The sequence below is a fragment of the Pedobacter sp. HDW13 genome, from assembly GCF_011303555.1.
GTDB lineage: Bacteria > Bacteroidota > Bacteroidia > Sphingobacteriales > Sphingobacteriaceae > Pedobacter.
The window spans coordinates 5,189,159-5,209,825 of the sequence record NZ_CP049868.1; the positions used below are offsets into that span (position 1 = coordinate 5,189,159).

General features: G+C 40.1%; 18 protein-coding genes and 1 pseudogene. 14 read left to right on the forward strand and 5 right to left on the reverse strand.

Annotated elements, in window-relative coordinates; translation table 11 throughout:
* The first annotated feature begins 14 nt into the window (after positions 1 to 14).
* The 9 genes and pseudogenes from G7074_RS21570 to G7074_RS28015 all read left to right on the forward strand — a co-directional run.
* Positions 15 to 1,343, forward strand: a complete 1,329-nt coding sequence (locus G7074_RS21570; RefSeq protein ID WP_240916379.1) for a TonB-dependent receptor domain-containing protein — start codon at positions 15 to 17, stop codon at positions 1,341 to 1,343.
* 19 nt (positions 1,344 to 1,362) lie between these two features.
* A complete protein-coding gene (locus G7074_RS21575) occupies positions 1,363 to 2,814 on the forward strand; it encodes a RagB/SusD family nutrient uptake outer membrane protein (RefSeq protein ID WP_166211274.1) in 1,452 nt (483 codons plus the stop codon).
* Positions 2,815 to 2,849: 35 nt separating this feature from the next.
* Positions 2,850 to 4,028, forward strand: a complete 1,179-nt coding sequence (locus G7074_RS21580; protein WP_166211277.1) for a TlpA disulfide reductase family protein — start codon at positions 2,850 to 2,852, stop codon at positions 4,026 to 4,028.
* Between the two features lie 530 nt (positions 4,029 to 4,558).
* Positions 4,559 to 5,650 (forward strand): alkaline phosphatase family protein, encoded by a 1,092-nt coding sequence (locus tag G7074_RS21585; protein ID WP_124562383.1) that lies wholly within the window; start codon positions 4,559 to 4,561, stop codon positions 5,648 to 5,650.
* 1 nt (position 5,651) lies between these two features.
* Positions 5,652 to 7,250 (forward strand): endonuclease/exonuclease/phosphatase family protein, encoded by a 1,599-nt coding sequence (locus G7074_RS21590; protein ID WP_124562382.1) that lies wholly within the window; start codon positions 5,652 to 5,654, stop codon positions 7,248 to 7,250.
* Positions 7,251 to 7,255: 5 nt separating this feature from the next.
* Complete coding sequence (locus G7074_RS21595) at positions 7,256 to 7,429, forward strand: hypothetical protein (protein WP_158674130.1); 174 nt, start codon at positions 7,256 to 7,258, stop codon at positions 7,427 to 7,429.
* Between the two features lie 86 nt (positions 7,430 to 7,515).
* Complete coding sequence (locus G7074_RS21600) at positions 7,516 to 8,520, forward strand: metallophosphoesterase (protein WP_124562381.1); 1,005 nt, start codon at positions 7,516 to 7,518, stop codon at positions 8,518 to 8,520.
* 79 nt (positions 8,521 to 8,599) lie between these two features.
* Entirely contained in the window at positions 8,600 to 9,712 is a 1,113-nt protein-coding gene (locus G7074_RS21605) for a TlpA disulfide reductase family protein (RefSeq protein ID WP_124562380.1), read from the forward strand.
* An 18-nt stretch (positions 9,713 to 9,730) separates the two neighbouring features.
* Positions 9,731 to 9,877, forward strand: a pseudogene (locus tag G7074_RS28015) (DUF5990 family protein); the annotation flags it as partial.
* Positions 9,878 to 9,910: 33 nt separating this feature from the next.
* Here the strand turns inward: G7074_RS28015 and G7074_RS21610 are convergent.
* From G7074_RS21610 to G7074_RS21630, 5 genes are all read right to left on the reverse strand, one after another.
* Complete coding sequence (locus G7074_RS21610) at positions 9,911 to 10,189, reverse strand: DUF6150 family protein (protein WP_124562379.1); 279 nt, start codon at positions 10,187 to 10,189, stop codon at positions 9,911 to 9,913.
* Positions 10,190 to 10,389: 200 nt separating this feature from the next.
* Complete coding sequence (locus tag G7074_RS21615; RefSeq protein ID WP_124562378.1) at positions 10,390 to 11,220, reverse strand: AraC family transcriptional regulator; 831 nt, start codon at positions 11,218 to 11,220, stop codon at positions 10,390 to 10,392.
* Between the two features lie 108 nt (positions 11,221 to 11,328).
* On the reverse strand, positions 11,329 to 11,508 hold the full coding sequence (locus tag G7074_RS21620; protein WP_124562377.1) for a hypothetical protein: 180 nt from the start codon (positions 11,506 to 11,508) through the stop codon (positions 11,329 to 11,331).
* A 422-nt stretch (positions 11,509 to 11,930) separates the two neighbouring features.
* Positions 11,931 to 12,662, reverse strand: a complete 732-nt coding sequence (locus tag G7074_RS21625; protein WP_124562376.1) for a LytTR family DNA-binding domain-containing protein — start codon at positions 12,660 to 12,662, stop codon at positions 11,931 to 11,933.
* Between the two features lie 4 nt (positions 12,663 to 12,666).
* Complete coding sequence (locus tag G7074_RS21630) at positions 12,667 to 15,549, reverse strand: histidine kinase (protein ID WP_166211280.1); 2,883 nt, start codon at positions 15,547 to 15,549, stop codon at positions 12,667 to 12,669.
* Positions 15,550 to 15,788: 239 nt separating this feature from the next.
* Between G7074_RS21630 and G7074_RS21635 the strand changes: the two genes are divergently transcribed.
* From G7074_RS21635 to G7074_RS21655, 5 genes are read left to right on the forward strand one after another with little or no spacing between them, the layout of a single operon-like run.
* Positions 15,789 to 16,682, forward strand: a complete 894-nt coding sequence (locus tag G7074_RS21635; protein WP_166211283.1) for a hypothetical protein — start codon at positions 15,789 to 15,791, stop codon at positions 16,680 to 16,682.
* A gap of 19 nt (positions 16,683 to 16,701) precedes the next feature.
* The gene (locus G7074_RS21640) at positions 16,702 to 17,673 is read left to right on the forward strand and encodes a hypothetical protein (RefSeq protein WP_166211286.1); all 972 of its coding nucleotides are present in this window, start codon (positions 16,702 to 16,704) and stop codon (positions 17,671 to 17,673) included.
* A gap of 13 nt (positions 17,674 to 17,686) precedes the next feature.
* A complete protein-coding gene (locus tag G7074_RS21645) occupies positions 17,687 to 18,097 on the forward strand; it encodes a hypothetical protein (protein ID WP_166211289.1) in 411 nt (136 codons plus the stop codon).
* A gap of 44 nt (positions 18,098 to 18,141) precedes the next feature.
* Positions 18,142 to 18,819, forward strand: a complete 678-nt coding sequence (locus tag G7074_RS21650) for a TMEM175 family protein (protein ID WP_124562371.1) — start codon at positions 18,142 to 18,144, stop codon at positions 18,817 to 18,819.
* Between the two features lie 49 nt (positions 18,820 to 18,868).
* Positions 18,869 to 20,413 carry a TlpA disulfide reductase family protein gene (locus G7074_RS21655; RefSeq protein WP_166211292.1) on the forward strand — a complete coding sequence of 515 codons (1,545 nt, stop codon included), beginning with the start codon at positions 18,869 to 18,871 and terminating at the stop codon, positions 20,411 to 20,413.
* Positions 20,414 to 20,667: the final 254 nt, after the last annotated feature.

Consider the following 20,667-nt stretch of genomic DNA (forward strand, 5'->3'; position numbering starts at 1 on the left):
ATGGAAGCTGGCGTTTGGATAAGTCGAATTTATTTGGCAAAGATAAATCTGCCCAGAGCAAACCGGTGTGGAGTGCAGGGGTAAGCTGGGCTGTTGGAAAGGAATCATTTATGGAGAACATTGGCTGGTTGGATAAATTGGTGCTCCGTACTACCTATGGCCTTGCGGGTAACTCACCCGATCCCGGGTCTGCAGCTTCGTTTGATGTGCTGAGTAAAATTAGCAGTCTGTTTTTTCAGAATACAAATGGGGTGGCCATTAGTACACCAGGTAATAAAAAGTTAAGCTGGGAAACAACCAAAACAACCAATTTGGGGATCGATTTTGCTGTACTGAAAAACCGCATTAACGGTTCAATAGACCTGTACAATAAAAATACAGAAAACCTGATCGGATTTACGCCTGTTAACCCCTTTACCGGTTATGCAAATATCACCGGGAATTTAGGCAGTATGAACAACAAGGGAGTGGAATTGAGCCTGACAACCCTGAATATACAGCAGGAAGATTTTAGCTGGACCACCTTATTCAATTTTGCATATAACAAGAACAAGATCACCAAACTCAATACACTTAAAACCTTAAATGGAATTTCATCTCCCTTATCACTTGCAGATGATTTTATTAGTCAGCCATATCTGGAAGGCTATTCGGCATTCTCTATTTTTGCTTATCAGTTTGCTGGTCTTGATAAGCTGGGAGATCCCCAGATCAGATTAAAAGATGGTACAGTTACCAAAACCCCCGGGTCAGCAAAAATTGAGGACCTAAAATATATGGGTACCTACCAACCTGTTTGGAGCGGAGGGTTCAGCAATGTATTCCAGTATAAATCAGTTTCATTAAGCTTGAATACAATCTACAACCTGGGTAATGTGATGCGCCGCGATGTAAACTCTGTTTATACCAATACACGCCTGGTGCCTGGTGTGGGGTCCTTAACCTCAGGAAACATCAACAGCGAGTTTGCAGACAGGTGGAAGAATCCGGGAGATGAACTGCTAACCAATATTCCATCCTATGTGAATGCAGGGGCAACCAGCACAGGACGCAGAAATGTTAGTTACTATACCGTGTCGGATATTAATGTGCTGGATGCCTCATATATTAAATTAAGGGATGTAACACTTGCCTTTAGCCTTCCGAAATCTTTATTGTTCAGATTAAAGGTGGCTGAGCTTACTTTCAGGGCACAGGTTTCGAATATTCTTTTGTGGACGGCCAATAAGTCGGGTATAGATCCCGAATTTCAAAATGCATTGGGTGGGCAGGTTGCAGGTGGGGCCAGGACTATGCCATTTAACCAGCATACCATGACCCTGGGGGCCCATTTAACGCTTTAATCTTTTAAACGTAAAGAAAATGAAGAATTTAATTACAAAATATATCCTGCTCAGCTGTTTGGCACTTGTTGCGCTAAATTCCTGTAAGCAGGATTTTCTGGATGTGGAACCAAAAGGTAAGCTGATCGCTCAGAAAACAGATGATTATGACCTGATGTTCAACAACAATACTTTGGTTGTTCCCGGGCCGAGTACCGATGGTCAGATTGCACTTGGTGATGAAGTGACCATAATTGACCCGCATTACGCATTGGCAAGTTTAAGGGAGCTCAGGCTGTTCCGCTACGAAGATGTCGTTTATGAAGCCAGCGAGGATGCAGTTGAAATGTCTGCGCTGATGAAGCAGCTCTATACTTACAACAAGATTGCTGCCGAAGTAATGGATTCCAAAGGCGGTAGCTTGCAGCAGAGAACAGCTTTAAAGGCAGAAGCCCAATTAAACAGGGCATGGATATACTTTATGCTCAACAACTATTACGGCAAGCCATATAATGCCTCTACAGCATCTTCCGACCTTAGTTTTCCTATAATTACAGCAGCTGATGTAACAGCCACCAGTTTTAATAGGGCAACCGTGCAGGAGGTATACGATTTTATTATTGGCGATCTTCAGGCGGCGATTGCAGGACTGCCTGTGAGTCCCTTGGGTAGGACCAGAGGAGCCAAGGCAGCGGCAGAAGGTATGCTTGGCAAAGTTTATGTCTTTATGGGGAAATATGCGCAGGGACTTGTGCAGTTTAATAATGCCCTGGATCATTTGCCGGCAAATTATAGCGTGCGTTTATATGATTATAACATCACAATGGCCAATAATGGTTCCTGGGGCTACAATTCCGCAACCAGTCCATTGTCGTTTGTTAGTGGTACACCAAATCTTCCTGATCATGAAGAGAATTTACTGGCAAGGCAGATCACCAACAGTTATTCTTTTATCTCTCCCGTTTTCCTGTTAAATCAACAATCGGCCTCACTTTATGGGCCTACAGACCTTAGGTTGAGATTTTTTACACGCAGGGTACTGGGATCGGCTACAGAGTTTTCGGTTGCAGGCGTGCTCAGGAAAAACGGGCCCGTGGCAGCGCAGATTGGTTTAACCATGCCCGATATATACCTTTTAAGGGCGGAGTGTAAAGCCAGAACCAATGATGTTCCAGGCGCTAAAGCCGATTTGGAGTTATTACGTAAGAACAGGATGCCGGCTAGTGCAGCGGCAGTAGAGATAAGCGATCCTACTGAAATGATCAGGTTTATTATCCAGGAGCGTACACGTGAATTTGCCTTGCAGGGCTATCGTTGGTTTGATATGCGCAGGCTATCCACAGACCCTATCTTCTCGGGCACAACCTATAGTCACAACTATGTTAAATCAAGCGGTGAAATCAATACCTATGTGCTGCGGCCTGAGCGGTTTGTTTTCAGGTTCCCTGAAAAGGTAATGACCGCAAATCCAGGTATGCAAAATAACCCTTAAGCAGTAATTAAAATATAAAACTTATTAAAAAAATCATGAAAAAAATATCAATGCTGATCGCAGGACTTTGTCTGATGGGGATCAAGGTTAATGCACAGAATAGCTTTTCGATCAACGGAAAATTTTCAGCACTTAAAGAAGAAAAAAAAGTTTTTCTCGATTATAGAATCGGTAATAAAAGGATTGTAGACTCTGCGGTAACAGAAAAAGGCATGTTTAGTTTTAAAGGATCAGCAGAGGCGGTTCCTGTTAAAGCTACCATTTCGCTTAAAGCCATAAAAGCAGACCCTGCAATAAGCTATATAGAAAAAATACTCAGGAGAGATGAACAAGACTTTTTTCTGGAAAAGGGTGTTTTTAATGTTTCAGGAACTTCTTCTGCAAACAAAGCACTGATTAGTGGGGGCAAAACCCAGGGCGAATACTTACTGCTGCGCACTTCGTTAAAACCCGAAATGGAAAAATCTGAGCCACTCCGTGAGGAAATGATCCCAATTCTGGTAAAAACACAGGGCAAGGGGATGGACACGATCAGGCGTTTAAAAGAGCTACAGAAGTTAATGCAGCCCTTATCGACTAAAAGCAATGAAAAAGAAGAAGCCTTTATCCGCCAGCATCCGGATTCTTATGTAAGTTTTAGTCTTGTGAAAGATAGGGGTGGGATTATTGAGCCCGGTACATTTGAACCGCTGTTTAACAGCTTAAGCGCCACCCTCAAAAACTCTGGGGAGGGTAAAATGCTGGCTGCAAAACTGGATGTTGTGAAAAAAACTGCTATCGGTATCACTGCAAAAGATTTTAGTCAGCCAGGCTTGGATGGGAAAATGGTTTCATTAAGTTCCTTCAGGGGAAAATTTGTACTGCTCGATTTCTGGGCGAGCTGGTGCGGCCCCTGCAGGGCTGAGAATCCAAACGTTTTAAAAGCCTATAACCAGTTTAAGGATAAGAATTTCGATATCCTGGCGGTGTCACTCGATGATAAAAAGGAGAATTGGCTAAAGGCGGTTAAAGATGATGGTATGCCATGGACACAGGTTAGCGACTTGCAGGGATGGAAAAACCAGGCAGCAGGATTTTATGCGATAACGGCTATTCCACAAAACTTTTTGATAGATCCCAATGGGGTAATCGTTGCCAAAAACTTAAGGGGAGAGGCGCTTGTAAAAACTTTGAATAAGTTTTTGTCTGCTGCAAAACCTGAAGGGGCTAATTGAGTTCGGGCTTAGCATAGATAGCTACTGAAGGTCATATCATGATTTCATATGATGGTATGACCTTTTTTAGGGCTGGTTTGATCCCGCCTTTAACCGGGACCTTTAAAATACAATTATGGGGCATCTAACAATTGATTTCAGGCTCGGGAAGGCCCAATTGGATATTCGGCCTTAAACTCGGTTATTATGACAAGGTTGACAGGCTAAATAGCTATTGCAATATGCGTTTAGTATTTGTTTACTTTTGTTTACATTATTCATATATTTGAATAGCCGGATAGCTGCCGGTTTTACCTTTGAAGTATATGAATACCAGATTGCAAAACTTAACCCATCTGATGAATTATCTTAAAAACGTTTATTCAAAAAAACAGCATGACAATTTGTTGGTGCTGAAGTGCTATAAAAGAAATGGCGGGTATATAACAAGTAAATTTTAGGTGGTATTACAACCTTACAGGTTCATATATACCCATGTTTGATGCAATAAAAAAACCGAATATAAAATAATACCATTTACGCTTACCAAAATGAAAAAGACAATTGTTTTATCCCTATCCATACTTTTAGCGGTAGGAACTTTATTTGCACAAAAGGCTAATCAGCCGGCAAATATGATCATTATATCCATCGATGGATTGCGATGGCATGAAGTATTTCAGGGTGCAGAACAGCAACTCATCACAAATAGAAAATATAATTCGCAGGATTCCAGTGAGCTTGCCCGGAAATACTGGTCTAATAATCAGCCCGATAGGAGAGCTAAATTGATGCCCTTTGTGTGGAATACAATAGCGAAACAAGGTCAGCTCTATGGTAACCGCGAGGCCGGAAGTTTGGTTAATGTTAAAAATACTTATTGGTTTTCTTATCCGGGCCGAAGCGAGAATTTAACAGGTTACGCCGATCCTAAGGTAAATTCGAACGACTATCCCGATAATCCAAATAAAAATGTACTGGAGTTTATTGATCAGCAAAAAGGTTATAAAGGTAAAGTTGTTGCATTTGCCTCATGGGATGCGGTGGCCAGAATCATTAACCGCAACAGAAACGGGTTGATGGTAAATAACCCTTTCGAAGATGTGACAGGAAATAAGCTTACCGAAGCTCAAAAACTCGCGAACGAAATCCAGCACTACGAGCCACAGTTGTGGGGCAGTGGTGAGCGTTGGGATGCAAGTACTTATGCTTTGGCAAAATCCTACATCATGGCTAAGCATCCTAAAGTCGTTTATCTCGATCTGGCCGATACAGATGATCATGCCCACGAGGGTAAATATGACTTTTATCTGGACGCTGCCCATAATATTGATGCGATGATTGGACGTTTATGGACTTACCTGCAGAACGATCCATTCTATAAAGGTAATACCACGCTGATCGTTATGCCAGATCATGGCCGTGGTGAAGGGAAGCAATGGACCAGTCATGGTTCAGGTACCCCGCATTCCAACGATACCTGGCTGATGGCTTTGGGGCCTAAAATAAAACCAATGGGTGAGATGAAGAATAACGGACAAATTTACCAGAATCAATACGCAAAAACGATTGCTGGATTATTGGGTTTCAACTTCACATCTGTTAACCCGATAGGAGAAGTGATTGAATCTGTTGTAAAATAATATGGTAATAAGAACAGTTTTATTGCTGGCCATGATTATTAGCTGGCAGAATTTGGCAAATGCCCAAAAGCCGGTATTTTACCTGAATTTTGATGATCACAACGTAAAGGAAATCATTATACCTAAGGATAGTGCCTATTATGGGGTCGATCTGCAGCAGTCCAAGTATGAAAGGGGGCTAAGTGGCATGGCCCTGGATTTATCAGCAAATGCGGTTTTAAGAAGGCCTGTGAGATTAATCAAAGGAACCCTGCCCGAATTTAATGTGCGAACTTCATTCTCGGTACAGGTGTGGGTAAAAACCTTGCCAAATGCAAAAATGGGTACTCCGGTAATCGGGAATAAAAATGCAGGAGATTTTGCAACTGCGGGCTGGCAGGTTTACACGCAGGAAAATGGTGCATGGGGACTAATTTTAAATGATGGTAAATCAAGCTATGATTACAAACCCACCACAGAAAGGCAACGCATAAATGATGGCCGATGGCACCAAATTCTTTTTAGCGTTAACCGCGAGAAACAGGAGGTATGGATTTATTTAGATGGAAAAAATGTTGCGATATACTATACGCCTGGTATTAAAGGTTTTGAAACCAGTAATGCAACCGTTATCGGTGGTACCGATGAAAAATGGGAGTATGGATCCAACGGACAATGGTTTGCTTTTAACGGGTATATAGATGAGGTAAAGGTTTGGAATGTTGCTTTAAGTGCAGATCAGGCACAGGGGTTATTCAGTGAATTCTTTTCAAATGAGGTGGTTAAAGCAGAACCTTATAACCCGGTACATTTGAAAGTATTATCCTGGAACGTATGGCATGGAGGGCATCGGTATGGGGAAGCAGTAGGCCTGCAGCGGTTAATCGAAACGATAAAGTCTACGCATGCAGATGTTATAGGCCTGATTGAAACTTATGGCTCAGGAGCTGTTATTGCCGATTCGCTAGGTTATTATTTTTATTTGATCAGTTCCAACCTTTCCATCATGAGCCGTTATCCGATCAGCGAAACAATCAAAGCGTTTCATCCGTCAAATTTTGGTGGGGTAAAGCTAAAATTAAGCGCTAACAAAGAGCTCGTCTATTTTAATACCTGGTTAAATTATCTGCCTGATGTTGATGCCAGTATCAGAGAGCAGCATAAAAATCCACAGCAATTAATACAGGATGAAGGTGCTACCAGGCATGCCGAAATTAAAGAGATCCTGAGCAAGATTGACCCTTATCTTAAAAATACAGACCATTTGCCGGTAATTATGGGTGGCGATTTTAATATGGGCTCGCATTTGGATTGGACGGAGGCAACAAAAGCAATCCACTTTGACCGTATTGTAGAATGGCCCGAAAGCCGGGAAATGATCAAAGCAGGGTTTTTAGATAGCTATAGGGAATTACATAAAAACCCGTTACTTGATCCCGGTTTAACCTGGGGTGTAAGGGCGGCTACAACAACAGACAAGTATGGGGTCAGAGATCGGATTGATTTTATCTATTATAAAGGAAAAGACCTTAATGCAATTGAATCGCGGGTAATTGATTATCATCCGGTCATGTTTCCATCAGATCATGCCGCTGTGGTGACGCTCTTCCGGTTAAAATAAAGGAGATGATTACACTTAACATGACAAACGAAAAGTACAAGGTTTTGCAAAACCTGGATGAGAAACAGAGCTATCCTTCAAAGCTATTACCAACGGTTTGGGCCAGTGAACAAATAAGGATTGATGGTATCCTGATATCGAAAAAACTTAAAATATCTCATAAAAGGATTAAATCATAAAAGACAAGCTTACCGCTACCTTATCCAACCATTATCCGGTCAGGGCAAGGCTCGCGGTAAGTTAACAATCTGTATTAATTTGGAATATGAAGAATCAAAATAGAAGAAACTTTATTCAGAAACTAACATTGGCTGCTTTGGCAATTGGCCCTGTTTATCGGTTAGGTGCCACTCCGGTTTCAGAAAGGGGCGAGCGCGAAACCTTTAAGCCGAAAATCAGGTTTGGAATGATTACTGACCTGCATCATGATATCATGCATGATGGCCTGGACCGTTTATCGGCTTTTATTAAGGAAATGGATAAAGAGCAGCCCGATTTTATTATACAGGGAGGCGATTTTTGCTTTCCAAAAAAAGAGAACATGCCATTAATGGATATTTGGAACCAGTTTAAAGGCCCTAAGTACCATGTGATCGGCAACCACGATACCGATGGGGGCTATACCCGGGAGCAGGTAGTTGAATTTTGGAATGCCAAAGCAAAATACTACGCTTTTGATATGAACGGTTTTCATTTTATCGTACTGGATGGAAATGAACATAATCTTAGCGCTGAGCGGCCAAAGGGTTACGCACGGTATATTTCACCTGTACAACTAGAATGGCTTAGAAAAGACCTCGATGGAACTGATTTGCCTACGGTTATATGCTGTCATCAGGGATTGGATAATGATGCAGGTGGATTGGAAAACGGCACACAGCTGAGGTATACCCTTGAGGAAGCCAATAAAAAAGCAGGCAGGCAAAAGGTAATCCTGGTGATCAGTGGCCATCACCATCAGGATTATTACAACTACATCAATAACATTCATTATGTACAGATTAACAGTGCATCCTATCAATGGCTGGGAGATAAGTATAAGGAGAGCCGTTATACAGAGGAGGTAGATAAAGCACATCCAAATATTAAATATACTGTGCCCTACAAAGATCCGATATGGGCGATGATTGAAATTGATCAAAAAGGCAGGATTGTAATCAAGGGTAAAAAGACTGTTTTTGTTGGTTCATCACCCGAACAATTAGGCGTAAATACAGACGATTACATCTATCCCATTGTGCCGTATATTTCGGACAGAAAGCTTGGTTGATCAGGTCTTATTTATAGGGTGACTAAATGAAAAGGATTAATATTGGATTTTATCAGGACAAATCTTATTTTAGTGTGATATGAAAAACGCTCTGCTAACCCTATTTCTGGGGATGTGCATCCATACGGCCGTCTCCGCACAACAATATGCTATCAACGCCCAGATCACTGGATTCAAAAACGGTACCAAATTTTATTTGAATGATGTAAACCTTGATATCAATATTGACAGTGCCGAAATTAAAAATGATCATTTAAGTTTTAAGGGAAAACTAGGCGCTGAGCCACAGTCTTTATGGGTAACAACCGTTGTCGGACAAAATTATTATTACTTCACTTTATTGATAGGGAATGAAAAAATCGATGTGAAAGGGGATATTGGTGATTTTCCGTTTGACCTGAAAATTACTGGCTCGAAAACCCAGGATGTGCACAATAAAATGATCGGACTAACCAAAGAAGGTTACAAGGAACGCAATAAATTGGTTGCAGCGTATCAGTTGCTTTCCGGTGACAGTGCGAAATCGAAAGGTAAAGCGATATGGAAGAGGATTGCAAAAATAGATAGCGTAGACAAATTTCAAAGAATGAATTTCGTAAGGCATAACCTAAACAGTTACGAAGGACTTGATGCGCTGTTTTACCTTAAAAACGACTTTCCAAAAGATACCATTGGTAAGTTTTATGATGCGCTGAACCCGGCTTTCAAAAATACTGGTTATGCAAAACGCATTAAAACTTTTTTGGCGGTTGGGAATATTTTAGAAACAGGTGATTCTTTTTGGGACTTTAGCGCTTTTGACAAAGATGGTAAGAAGCATCTCCTATCTGAGCATAAAGGGAAATATATATTACTGGATTTTTCAACGGCTTATTGTGGTCCTTGCATCGAGTCAGTACCGGAATTGAAGAAAATCTCGAAAGCATACAGCAAAGAGCTTTCTATCGTTTCATTTTCAGGTGATGCCGGTAAAGAAAGCTGGTTAAAGGGCATAAATAGAGACCAGCCGCAATGGTTGAGCCTTTGGGATGGGAAAGGGTTTTATGGAGAAACGATCATCAAGTACGGCATTACTGGTTATCCAACATTTCTACTTATTGATCCAAAAGGAAAAATTGTATCCAAATGGTCAGGATACTATAATGGTGCAGTACTTAAGGAAGTGCAGACCCAGCTTGCGAAAAGACAATAATCTTATTAATGGGACGGTATATCACTTTCCCTTTTTGCGTTTAGCGTAAAGGAGGATCGTGGGTGGGATCCGACACCAAAGCTTTCAGGTTCATTTGTGCAAGGGGCTGTAAACGAAAAGTTAGTCTATATCGGTATAGGCACTTATGTAGGGCAAATTGGTGCTGCTTTTGTCAGGCACCTTGTGGTGCTGGTTTCCTTAGCCGAACCTTCCTTTATGGACACTTTCTTTTTGCCATCCGGCTTCGCCGTAGTTATCTGTAAAATATACTTTAACCTGCGCCATACCAATAGAAGTAAAATAAATAAGGCAGGTAGCGTCTTGTTTGTCACGGGTAAGAAACCAGTTAGCATCGCCACGGGCCATTCCCCATGATGAAACCCGGTGCACGCATAAATCTGCCTGCGAACGGTCTGTTACCAGCGCTACCCTGATCTGGGCTTCTCCCATGGTTGGAGTCTGAAATATTCTAGCCATTTGTTGAATACTGTTTTTTATAAGGAGGAGGCAGTGTTTTTAGTGGAAGGCTTACTCGTCGACCTTTCGCTATGCATCAATGCGTAAATATAGGATATCCTGAAACCAAAACAATTGCTTTGCCCTGGATTTTATCGGTTAGCATACTACTCAATAATTAATTTAGCTTAATTCGCTGAAATGATAATTGAAAAGTTAAATTAAATGAATAACCAATTGATGGCGCCTGCGTTCATAGAATAGATTTGATTGAAGAACACCCTGGGCGTACATCCGGTAATTGCACGGAATTCTTTATTGAGGTGTGAAGAATCAAAAAAGTCCATTTTATTCGAAAGTTCATTAAAGCTGTGTTTTGGATCTAAACCAAAATGTTCGCGGATGGCCTGCCTGAAACGGATCATTTTCCGCATTTCAGTTGGGTTTTTCCCAATATGGATTTCGAAATGTTTATAAAGCGTTTTCCTGCTTATGTTATATTTTGTAGCAATATCTCTGATAGAATAATGCTGGTCTGCGTTTAACATATCTTCAATTACTTCCTGAAGAAAAGGATGGTTAAAACCAACATATTTTTCCAGCAAATACTCCTCTAATCGGAGGATCTTTTCCTCAGGACATTTTATAGCAGTAATTGCCGTCATTTTCTCATTGAAATCGTTGTAAGGGTTAAAATAGGCAAATTGATTAGCGGTATAGGTATTAAGGTCTTTGCTTAAAAAAGCATTTAACCCTAATGGTTTGAAACTGATGGTAATCTCGTTGATGTAACCTGGGATATTAATTTCAATGGGACTATTATAACTGCAGATCAAGGTGGAAAGCACAGAAATTCTACGGTTCCTAAAAACAGAGAGCTTACCTTTTTCGAAAATAAATCTTGGGTTGCGGTTGATCGAGACTATTGAATTAACTTGTGGAAAAGTATAGTAACGAACATTTTTGGAACGATCTCCCTTATTGAGGAGATAAAAGTATTCGATGTGGTTCTGCAATAAGGTAGATTGTGGTTTGAAAAATAGCAATTCCATTAAACCAATTTAAAAATAAAAACATTAAAAATAAATCTCGCTCTGGTTTTCGCGATGTGCTCAAAAGGGAATTTATGTGCCGCTATCATTAAAATAGTTTTTCTATTGTTATTTTATGATCAGTATCGTCTGTTTGATATATTGGAGCTTGATGTAAAAATGGTGTTCATTTCTGAAACGGTGGACTTCAATATTTTTGATCCGGCCTGAATTCTGGCAAAAGGTAATATGGTCGCCTACCCGGAGCGATTGCAGCTCAGCAAGGGTACTTGATCTTTGTATTTTCATGCTTGTTATAAGTTGTTCCAATAAGGGAAACCTAAATGGAAGATTTCCAGACGAGAGCGTCATTACCAGGGAACATGATTGACCATTTAAGGACAATCGTTATTTTACTTATTCAAGGGATGTTGATTGAATGGAGGGGACGTTCATTATTTTTACTAAATATTGTTGGTTTAAAATAGCTCAGGTTGCAAAAATACCGAATTATAACTTTTTACTTTTGTAATTTGGTTACCCTGAATGAGCCAGCTTTTGCCGGTAAAACATTGTGCTTTAGTGAGTAGCTATTTTGAGAGAGATGTTGGTGGAAGTTAAGCTTTTGATAGCATGCCCTTTCAGGTGGAGAGCCTGGGTAAGCAGTATCCTCATTCCTGAAAAGCGAAGCCTGATGTGGTCTTTTTTCGCACTAGCTGATAGCTGAATAGCTAATGTTCAAACAGGTTAAATACCTCCTGTTTATAAAGGTTTCCAATCGGTATTAAAGCTCCCTGTTGCATTTCCAGATAGCCATTGTCGGTTCTGTTATATGCAACAATGAAGCGCTTGTTTACAAGGTAAGACCTGTGAACCCTAACGAACTCAATGTAAGGACTGAGGATATCTTCAATTGTTTTCAGATGCTTAGAGAACATGATGCTTTCCTTGTGCTGCAGATGCAAAACAGTGTAACTTCCTTCAGCAGACAGGTAAACGATATCACGGATAGATACCAGTTCAATTTTGTTTTTATTGGGGATGGCAATTTGTTTTCTTTCATAGGCATTATCACCATGAATACTTACCTTATTACCAGCAGTTTTAGTTTGTTGTACCCTTGAAATGGTTTCGATCAGCGCGAGGTGGTTTACCGGTTTCAAAAGGTAGTTTACGGCTGCATACTTAAATGCTTTAAGTGCAAATTCCTCATAAGCTGTCACAAATACAACAGCAGCGCGGTAGGACAGCAGCTCGTCTAAAATATCGAAACCGGTATGATTACCCAGGTTTATATCCATAAAAATAAGATCTACCTGTTGGTGCTGTAAGGCCGCAACAGCCTTTGAATAACTTTCGGCCATGCCTGCAATTTCTACATCGGGACAGAATTTTCTGAGCAAGCCTGCAAGGGTAATCCTGGGCATCAGTTCATCGTCAACAATAAAGGCTTTTAGCATCATAATATCATGGTTGAGTGGTTAATAGTGGCAATTCGATAGTTACAGTAGCACCTGCGGTATCGCTGTTCGACAGGATGTGTAAACTACCTGCCTGATGTTTTAAACAGATTAGTTCAAGACGTTCTTTAATAATTTCGAGTGCATGGTTCGCCAGAAAGAAAGGTTCACCTTTTTTGAATCCGCTTCCGTTGTCTATAACAGAAACCCGTATTTTATCCCCCTGGGGTACTGCAACAATACGTATGTGGCCATTTAATCCGTTTTCATTTTTTACTCCATGTTCTACTGCATTTTCAACAATTGGTTGCAATATTAAAGTAGGGATGTATAGCTGTGAGATTACCAGGCGATCATCAAGCTCAAATGAATAGGTAAAACCATTGTCAAATCGTTGCTGCTGGATAAAAAGGTAATGCTTTAGGAAATTAATTTCTCTTTCTATAGTAATATAACTTTCCCTGCTCTGCTGTAAAAAACCACGCATTAGTTTAGCATAGTTATCAAGATATTTGAGCCCGCCAATATCATCACCATTAATGAAATAGGATTGTAAAGGAGTAAGTACATTAAAAATAAAGTGTGGTTTTAACTGGGCAAACAAATTCTTGTTTTCCAGTTCGTTCATCCTTAACTGATCATTCATTTTTTTTCTGGCCTTCTGTAACTGCACTTTATACCATCTGAATGCAAAAAAGCCGATTAAAACCACCATCAGTAGCCAGAAGAGTAAATTAACCCAAACCAGTTGGTACCATAAAGGGTGAATGATAACCGTATGCGATACATTGGTTTCTAGTGGTGAATAGTTTCCTCTTGCTTTTATCGTTACTACGTATTTGCCCGGCTCGAGGTTGTTTAGTGTAATAACCCTGCCTGTTACCGTTTGCCAATTACCAATGGCATCTCCTTTAACATTGATTTGGTAACTGATATGCTTGGTTTCACTCGAATAGTCAAGAACCTCTGCCGACAGGGTGATGGAGAGATGTTTTGAATAGTGGGTTTCTGAGCTTGTTTTTGAAGGATCGAAGCCAGTGAGGGAGCATGTTAGGTAAATTTTTGGCCTGACGGTACTTTTCAAGTCAGTAACCAACCGCTTTGGTATATAATAAACACCATTATTGGTCGCTAAAGCAAGTGTATCCGTTTCGGGCAAAAAATCATTGATTGAAAAAGCGTATTTTCTTGCATCAATCTCATTAACTGCTTTCCAGTCTTTGATGTTAAGTATAACCAGCCCCGAGCCTGCCTTTAGGTAGCAATACTGCTTATCTGCTTTTATGTCGTAACAGCTCTGCCCGAGTATTTGTTTGTAGCTTCCCAGTTCTCCCTTAGCGCTAAGCTGAACAACAAAAGCGCCTTCCTGGGTGCATACAATCAGGGCATTATTAATTATCCTCAGTTTGTTAATGCGAATTGATGAGAAAAGATGCTCCTTTACATTATTGCGATATATGCCATCGTTTGTCCCATAAAAGCATACCGCATCATTAAATGGTGAAATGGAGAGTGTATTTATTCCCTTGTAGCGGTTATCGGTGCTGATCTTCCCATTGCTATTGATAATGAAGCAGGCAGTTTTGGTGGTAAAATAGTATTTGTTGTTAAATACTGTACCATCTTTAAAAGGAGTATGACTACTAATCGCCAGTGGCATAATTTTGCCAGGTATCGTTACCCCTTCGCCTGTATAACAGTTTTGGCTGCCAAAAAAGAACCAATGGCTGGCAGTTTTGTAAATATCCCTGATTTCATTCAAGGATTGCTGACTGGAGAGTTTGAGCGCTATTACTTTTTCCTTTGATAAAATGCTTACGCTGTCCCGCTTATGGCCAAGCGCGGTAAGTCCACCATTAAGTTTACTAATTCCAGAAATGTAGCCCTCAGCCAAACGATCACCAGTTGGTTGAAGATGTCTTGTAGCGAGATCGGCAGGGGTAAACAAGTAAATGCCTTTGCCAAGTGTACCCACCCAAAGATTACCCTGATAGTCACTAACAAGGCTTGTAACTGGTGCCCGCGTCAGTATTTTTGAGTATGACAGGCGCTGTTTATTAGCCTTAGCGAAGAAGTTTTGTACAAGCAATAACTCCTGCTGCTCTACAAAACCTAAATATAAGTCATTACCGATCCTCACATAAGAACTCATGTTACCGGTAATTTTTGCCTGGTTGCCATCAAATAACAATGTAGCTGGCGCATTTTCGTTTTTCCGGAATATTTTATTGCCCAGTATTAAATCATCGCCCGTGATTTGTATAGCATAGGGTTTCTTTTTAAATAAGGCAGACAAGCTATCTGTAGAAACACCGTTAATTGCATTAGAAATTTTCCATTGGGCTAAAAGACTCGAGATAAATGACGATTTGTCTTTTAACCATTGCCGCTTTGGATTAGCAATATTGGTTTGCGAAAAGGTGCTGTTTATCCGGTATAGGGATAGGGTGTCTTTTTTTTGCCAGGCCAGTATCACCGGGCTTTTGATAGAAAGGTTTACAGGCTCGTTAAGAACAGTGGCGAAGTGGTGCGTTTTAAAATTGAACAGCCTGCTGTTACCCGAGTAGCCAAATAGCCACAGCAAACTATCACCTCCTTTATAAATCTGAATAAATTCATTGTCTGTTTGCGCTGCGGTATACTTTTTAAATGTATTTCCATCATAACGCACCAGTCCACTTTCTGTTGTCATCCAGAGATAACCATATCCATCTGTTACCATTTTGTAAACGATATTGGATGGCAGGCTGGAATTGATATTGGTGAAATTCCGGTAAAGCGGCTGGCTGTACTTTATTTGCTGTGCTAAGGCATTGCCCCCCAAAAGGATAACTGTTAGCAGGAGTATTACTGCAGTTCGGATCGAATTAAAAGGGACAAAAATCTTCATCTGTAAATCACATCATTTCGGCTATGAATCTGGCTTCTGATATCCTGCAACGGCTACTTGTTTGTTCATCAGCAATGACTAAGGTAGAGGTAATCGATTGATTATCTACTATGGCCAAAGCAAAATTTTTCTTGTCAAATTAATGCCCGGTTTTATCAAAAAAAATACCCCGTTCATCAATCAGCAGGTTACTACATGGCTTCAAAAAACTTTATTTGTAGCAATTACTAAGTACTTATATGATGAAAACGGTGATGCTTTGGCTTTCTGGAATGTGCCTGTTATCCTGCAATATCCTCAGGAAAGGAAACTCCATTAGCTTGAACCACTATACTGTACGGGATTATGTGAAAGTTGGCAAAATAATGGACACGGTTAAAACACCTTACGTTATTGATGTAAGAAGCAAAAATGGCAAGCGTATCGTTTTTATCGGTTGTGTGCATGATGCTGTCAGCACTCACCCCCAGTTCAGTATCATAGGAAAGTATTTTGCGGAGCTGAAACCAGAACTGGTTTTTAATGAGGGCGGACAGATCCCTGACAACACCCATTACACAACCATTAATGAAGCCATACAGAAAGATGGCGAAACCGGACTGCTAAAATACTATGCCGACAAAAGCGCTATTAAAATGCTAAACGGAGATATGGACGCAAGGACTGAATTTGAATTAACCCTAAAAAAACAACCCAAAGAAGATCTGTATCTCTATTATGTGATAGAGCGCATAGCTATTCCATATCATTACGGCGCTTATCTGCACGAAAATTTCGACAGCGTATTTAACCGCATCATAGCAAAATATTTTATTAAGAATGGATTTCCATTATTGCCAGCAGAAGTGGAACTAAGCTATTTTAAAAAACTGTATAAAAGAAAGACCGGAAAAGTATTTGATGTGACAAATTTTGATTTAGAGGCTTTTGATTATATCAATGACCATTGTAAATACTGCGCGGTTGGCAGGGTGTCTAAAATGACCAGAGACAGTGTGTTACTATCCAAAATAGATGCCGCATTGAATCAATACGACAGGGTGTTAATCACCTTTGGTCATGGCCATGCGCTGGCGGTTGAACCGGCACTGAAAGAAATTGTAAACAGGGAACGTAGGCCAAATAGAAATTAAAAACAATCCTTAAGAAATCATGAAAATCACCAGACAGTTAATTTCCTTAATCCTGCTTACGCTTATGGCTTTCCATGCCACTGCCCAAAAAAGACTTAAGCCAGATAGAGAAGCTTATCATTGGTTTTCTTTTAAGTGGTACAGCGATTCCGTAAGTGGAAAGTACTTTGATAAGCTGGCTGTATTGTTGCCAGTTAAAATCGATACAATCAAGGCAAATTTTGTTGCCCAGTTTGACCTCGGGGCAAATGAGACCGTTTTGTACGGTAATGATCTGAAAAATTATTTCCCAAGCCAGCAATACCTGTACAGCCTGTTAGATACGAGCCATAAGGCAACCTCTGATGGCGGTCTTGTTAGTTATCCTTCAAAAAAAATAACCCTGCATATTGGCTCTTACCAGACAAAAGATTTTTTTGTTTTTGATAAATACGGAGATGGAATTCCAAAGGATTCTTTGTACACGCCTTCTCTAAAGCATATTGGGACAATTGGTGCCAGTTTTACAAAAAACAAAGTACTGGTGATGGATTTTCCCAATAAGAGAATGTGCTTACTGGATAGTATAACCAGGTATTGGGCGTCTAAAGCTTCGTTTGTTGATTGCAGGTTGAAGAATGGCCGGATACAATTGCCATTTACGATTAACGGACAGCAACACTGGATGATGTTCGATACCGGAGCAAGTGTATTTCCGCTGAGTACAGATAAAACATTTTGGGAAACGATTGTCGATGCAGAGGCACAACCAGATACATTAAAGGTAAATTCCTGGGGAGAGAAGGTACCCTATTATGGCGCTGTCATCAAATCTGATATTTATCTGGGGAAATATAAACTTCCAAAGCAAAAAGCCTGGTATAATGAAAACAAAAGGCTACTTGATTTTAATAAAGGAGAAGGAATTACCGGAACAACAGGAAACGCTTATTTCTTTAATCATGTAATCATTATTGATTTCAAAAACAAACGGTTCGGAGTGGTAAAATAAAAATAAATTAAACATGACAACGATCAACATAACAAGGAGAAAGCAGCCGATAGGCTTTATAAATAAACTGACCGTTTCCACTAAGGAGGGGCAGTCTGCATCTTTAGAAGCAGGAGAAACCATTACGTTAAAAACAAATAGTCCAGTCGCTGAAATATATGTAAAACGCTTTTGGCGTGTTCAGGCTATAAAAGTAGACATTGCCGACAATAGCCCTTCAGGTATTGTCGATCTCGAATTGTTTTATGATTTGCCACTGGCAACCATGTATCTGATGTTGGCAATTTCCGTTATGCTGGTATATACCGCTTTGTCTGGTTTTTCATCCAAAAGGTATATCTCCATAAGCTTACTCTTAATACTTATTGCCTTGGTAGCTAAAACAAGGCAGGCTTCAATAAGGGTTAAACAATTACAAAGGTAATGGATGACGTTTTTAAAATATAGCACGCTTTGCCATTCTAAATTATGAGTAAAACAAATCAGCCTGCCGCACAAGAGGATAATAAATTTCAGTTAGAAAGAATAGCATTGTTTAGTGATGCCGTATTTGCCATTGCCATTACCCTTTTGATTATCGAAATAAGGATACCTGAGCTCCATTCAGATCGGCTAACGGATAGTGAACTTTTACAGCAACTGTTGCCTGTTACCACCAAGCTCATTGGTTTTCTGATCAGCTTCTTTGTAATAGGCTTGTATTGGTTTTCCCATCACCGTATGTTCGGCTATGTTATCCGCACTAATCATCGGCTATTGTGGAATAACCTCCTGTTCCTGCTTCCGATTGTAATAATGCCTTTCAGTACCTCTTTTCTTAGCGAATATTATTTTAACAGTAATCTCCGGATTCCGTTGGCGGTTTATACCGCAACGATTTCCCTGTCGGGATATTTCAGTTTTCGGCTATGGAAAATTATAGGTAACCCGGTAAATCATTTAAGTGAGCATTTACCCAAAGAAAAGTTGAGCTATAATATCACCAGGTCGCTAACAATTCCAATCGTTTTCATCTGCGCGCTACTCTTTTCTCTTGTTAACATTAAAATCTCTTATTTCATTCTGCCCCTGGCACCACTTGTTACCGGGTTGATCAAAGCCTGGTACGCAAAAAAGTATCCGGCAATGAAAGACGCCATGGAATAAAGATCAATAAAAGCCATAATTAAACATTATTTACCCTGGTTATTTTAAAATGAGAATACGATTATTTGCTGTGGCGTTACTTTTAAGTAGTATCAGCACCTGTGCACAAAAAACGGTTACTATTGAAGGTGCGCTGGATAAAGCTGTTAATTCAGAACCAGTACTGGTTTACAAGCCGGTGGATGGAAGGTTTAATGTATTCTTTACGGATACAGCAGCAGAGCGGACGATCCGGAACGGAAAATTTAAACTGGAGATCAATCTTTCCCAGAGTGGGTTTATCCGGTTACAGAGTAAAAGCCTGCCAAAACTCTATTTCTTTGCTGAGCCCGGTGAAAACATACAGATCAATTATCAAAAAAACAAAGATGGAGTTCTGGAACTGCAATTTTACGGGAAAAATGCTGGAGGGAATAACTTAATAGCCAGTAAGCAGTTATTGAATAACAGTAAAACGGATGAAGCGTTATTCCAGGCAACGCTTTCGAAAAGCAGCAAACTGAATGAAGTGGTTAATGGAATTGATGAAATTATAAAGGAACATACTACTCTTATACAACGCTGCTATCAGAATAAAACGATATCGGCAGTATGTTTAGCTGCACTGGTTGCTGAAACAGAGCAAAAAGCAATGGCCTGGATTGAAGGGATTCTCCTTGGCTATTTTCACAGAAATGAAAATATAATTAAAGAGATAAAGTTATCTGAAAGCGATTGCCAGGAGTTGATCAATATCCTTTACAAAAAATATGACCCCTTTAACCATCGTTATTTTAATACCACTACTGCCTTTGACAATGCGCATTCCAAGAGTGAGCTGATAAGATTAGGTATTGTTAAGGGGCATATGCCGCATGAAAATGCCTGGGGAGCTTACGATAAAGATTTTGAGCAAATCATCAACGAACTATCGGTTATCAATTTTGCACCAGACGAAGTACAATCAAATTTCATTGGCAATGCGCTGCTTATTGCTTCAGTATTTAAGCCGATGGACGAGATTACTTATGCCCGCATTTTACAAAAGTACATTCGCCGCTTTCCTGGTAGTGCCTACATAGCACTCCTCTCTGAAAGTTTTATCAGTGCCTACATGGCTAAAAATCAGGTGTCGCAGGCAATCCTGCAAAATAATGAACTGTTAAGCTTTAAGACCGCTGAAAATAAGTTGACAGTAAACCCGGCAAATGGTTTAGATACGATTACTCGGTTCCAGTCCATTATCAAAAATTGTTTTAAAGGAACACCTGTGTTTGTAGATTTTTGGGCATCCTGGTGTTCCCCTTGTTTAGCCGAATTCAGGTATGAACCCCAGTTGCATGAATTTTTAGCTGCAAATAATATCAAGATGCTATACATTTCTTTAGACAACACTGGTTTCAGAGAAAACTGGAAAAAGCTATTATCGAATTATAAACTGGATGGCTATCATTATCTGGCCAATCAACAGGTTAAAGCCAATGCCGAAAAAATGTTTCAGGGCATTCCCCGGTATATGCTGTTTGATAAAGATGGCAACCTCGTTGAAGCGAATGCACTAAGACCAAGTAGCGCACAAGACTTGTACAAACAGATTAAGGATAGGTTAAAATAGGAGAAGACAATACCGGAGGATCAATTTTGCAACAAATTGAACAGTTTCATTAACAAGCCAGGTAATGTTAATATACGAGTGCATGTCAAGTCTGATTCCGGGCATAGCCTTCTCCACCAATTGGACTTTATCATTTTCGAAAACTGTTTTACCGAATGCAAAAGCATCACCGATTTCCGCTAATTCGTAACTGGGATAGGGTACACAAAGGCTTTTTAAGCCATCAAAAACTTCCACGTGGTCGTTTTGATTTT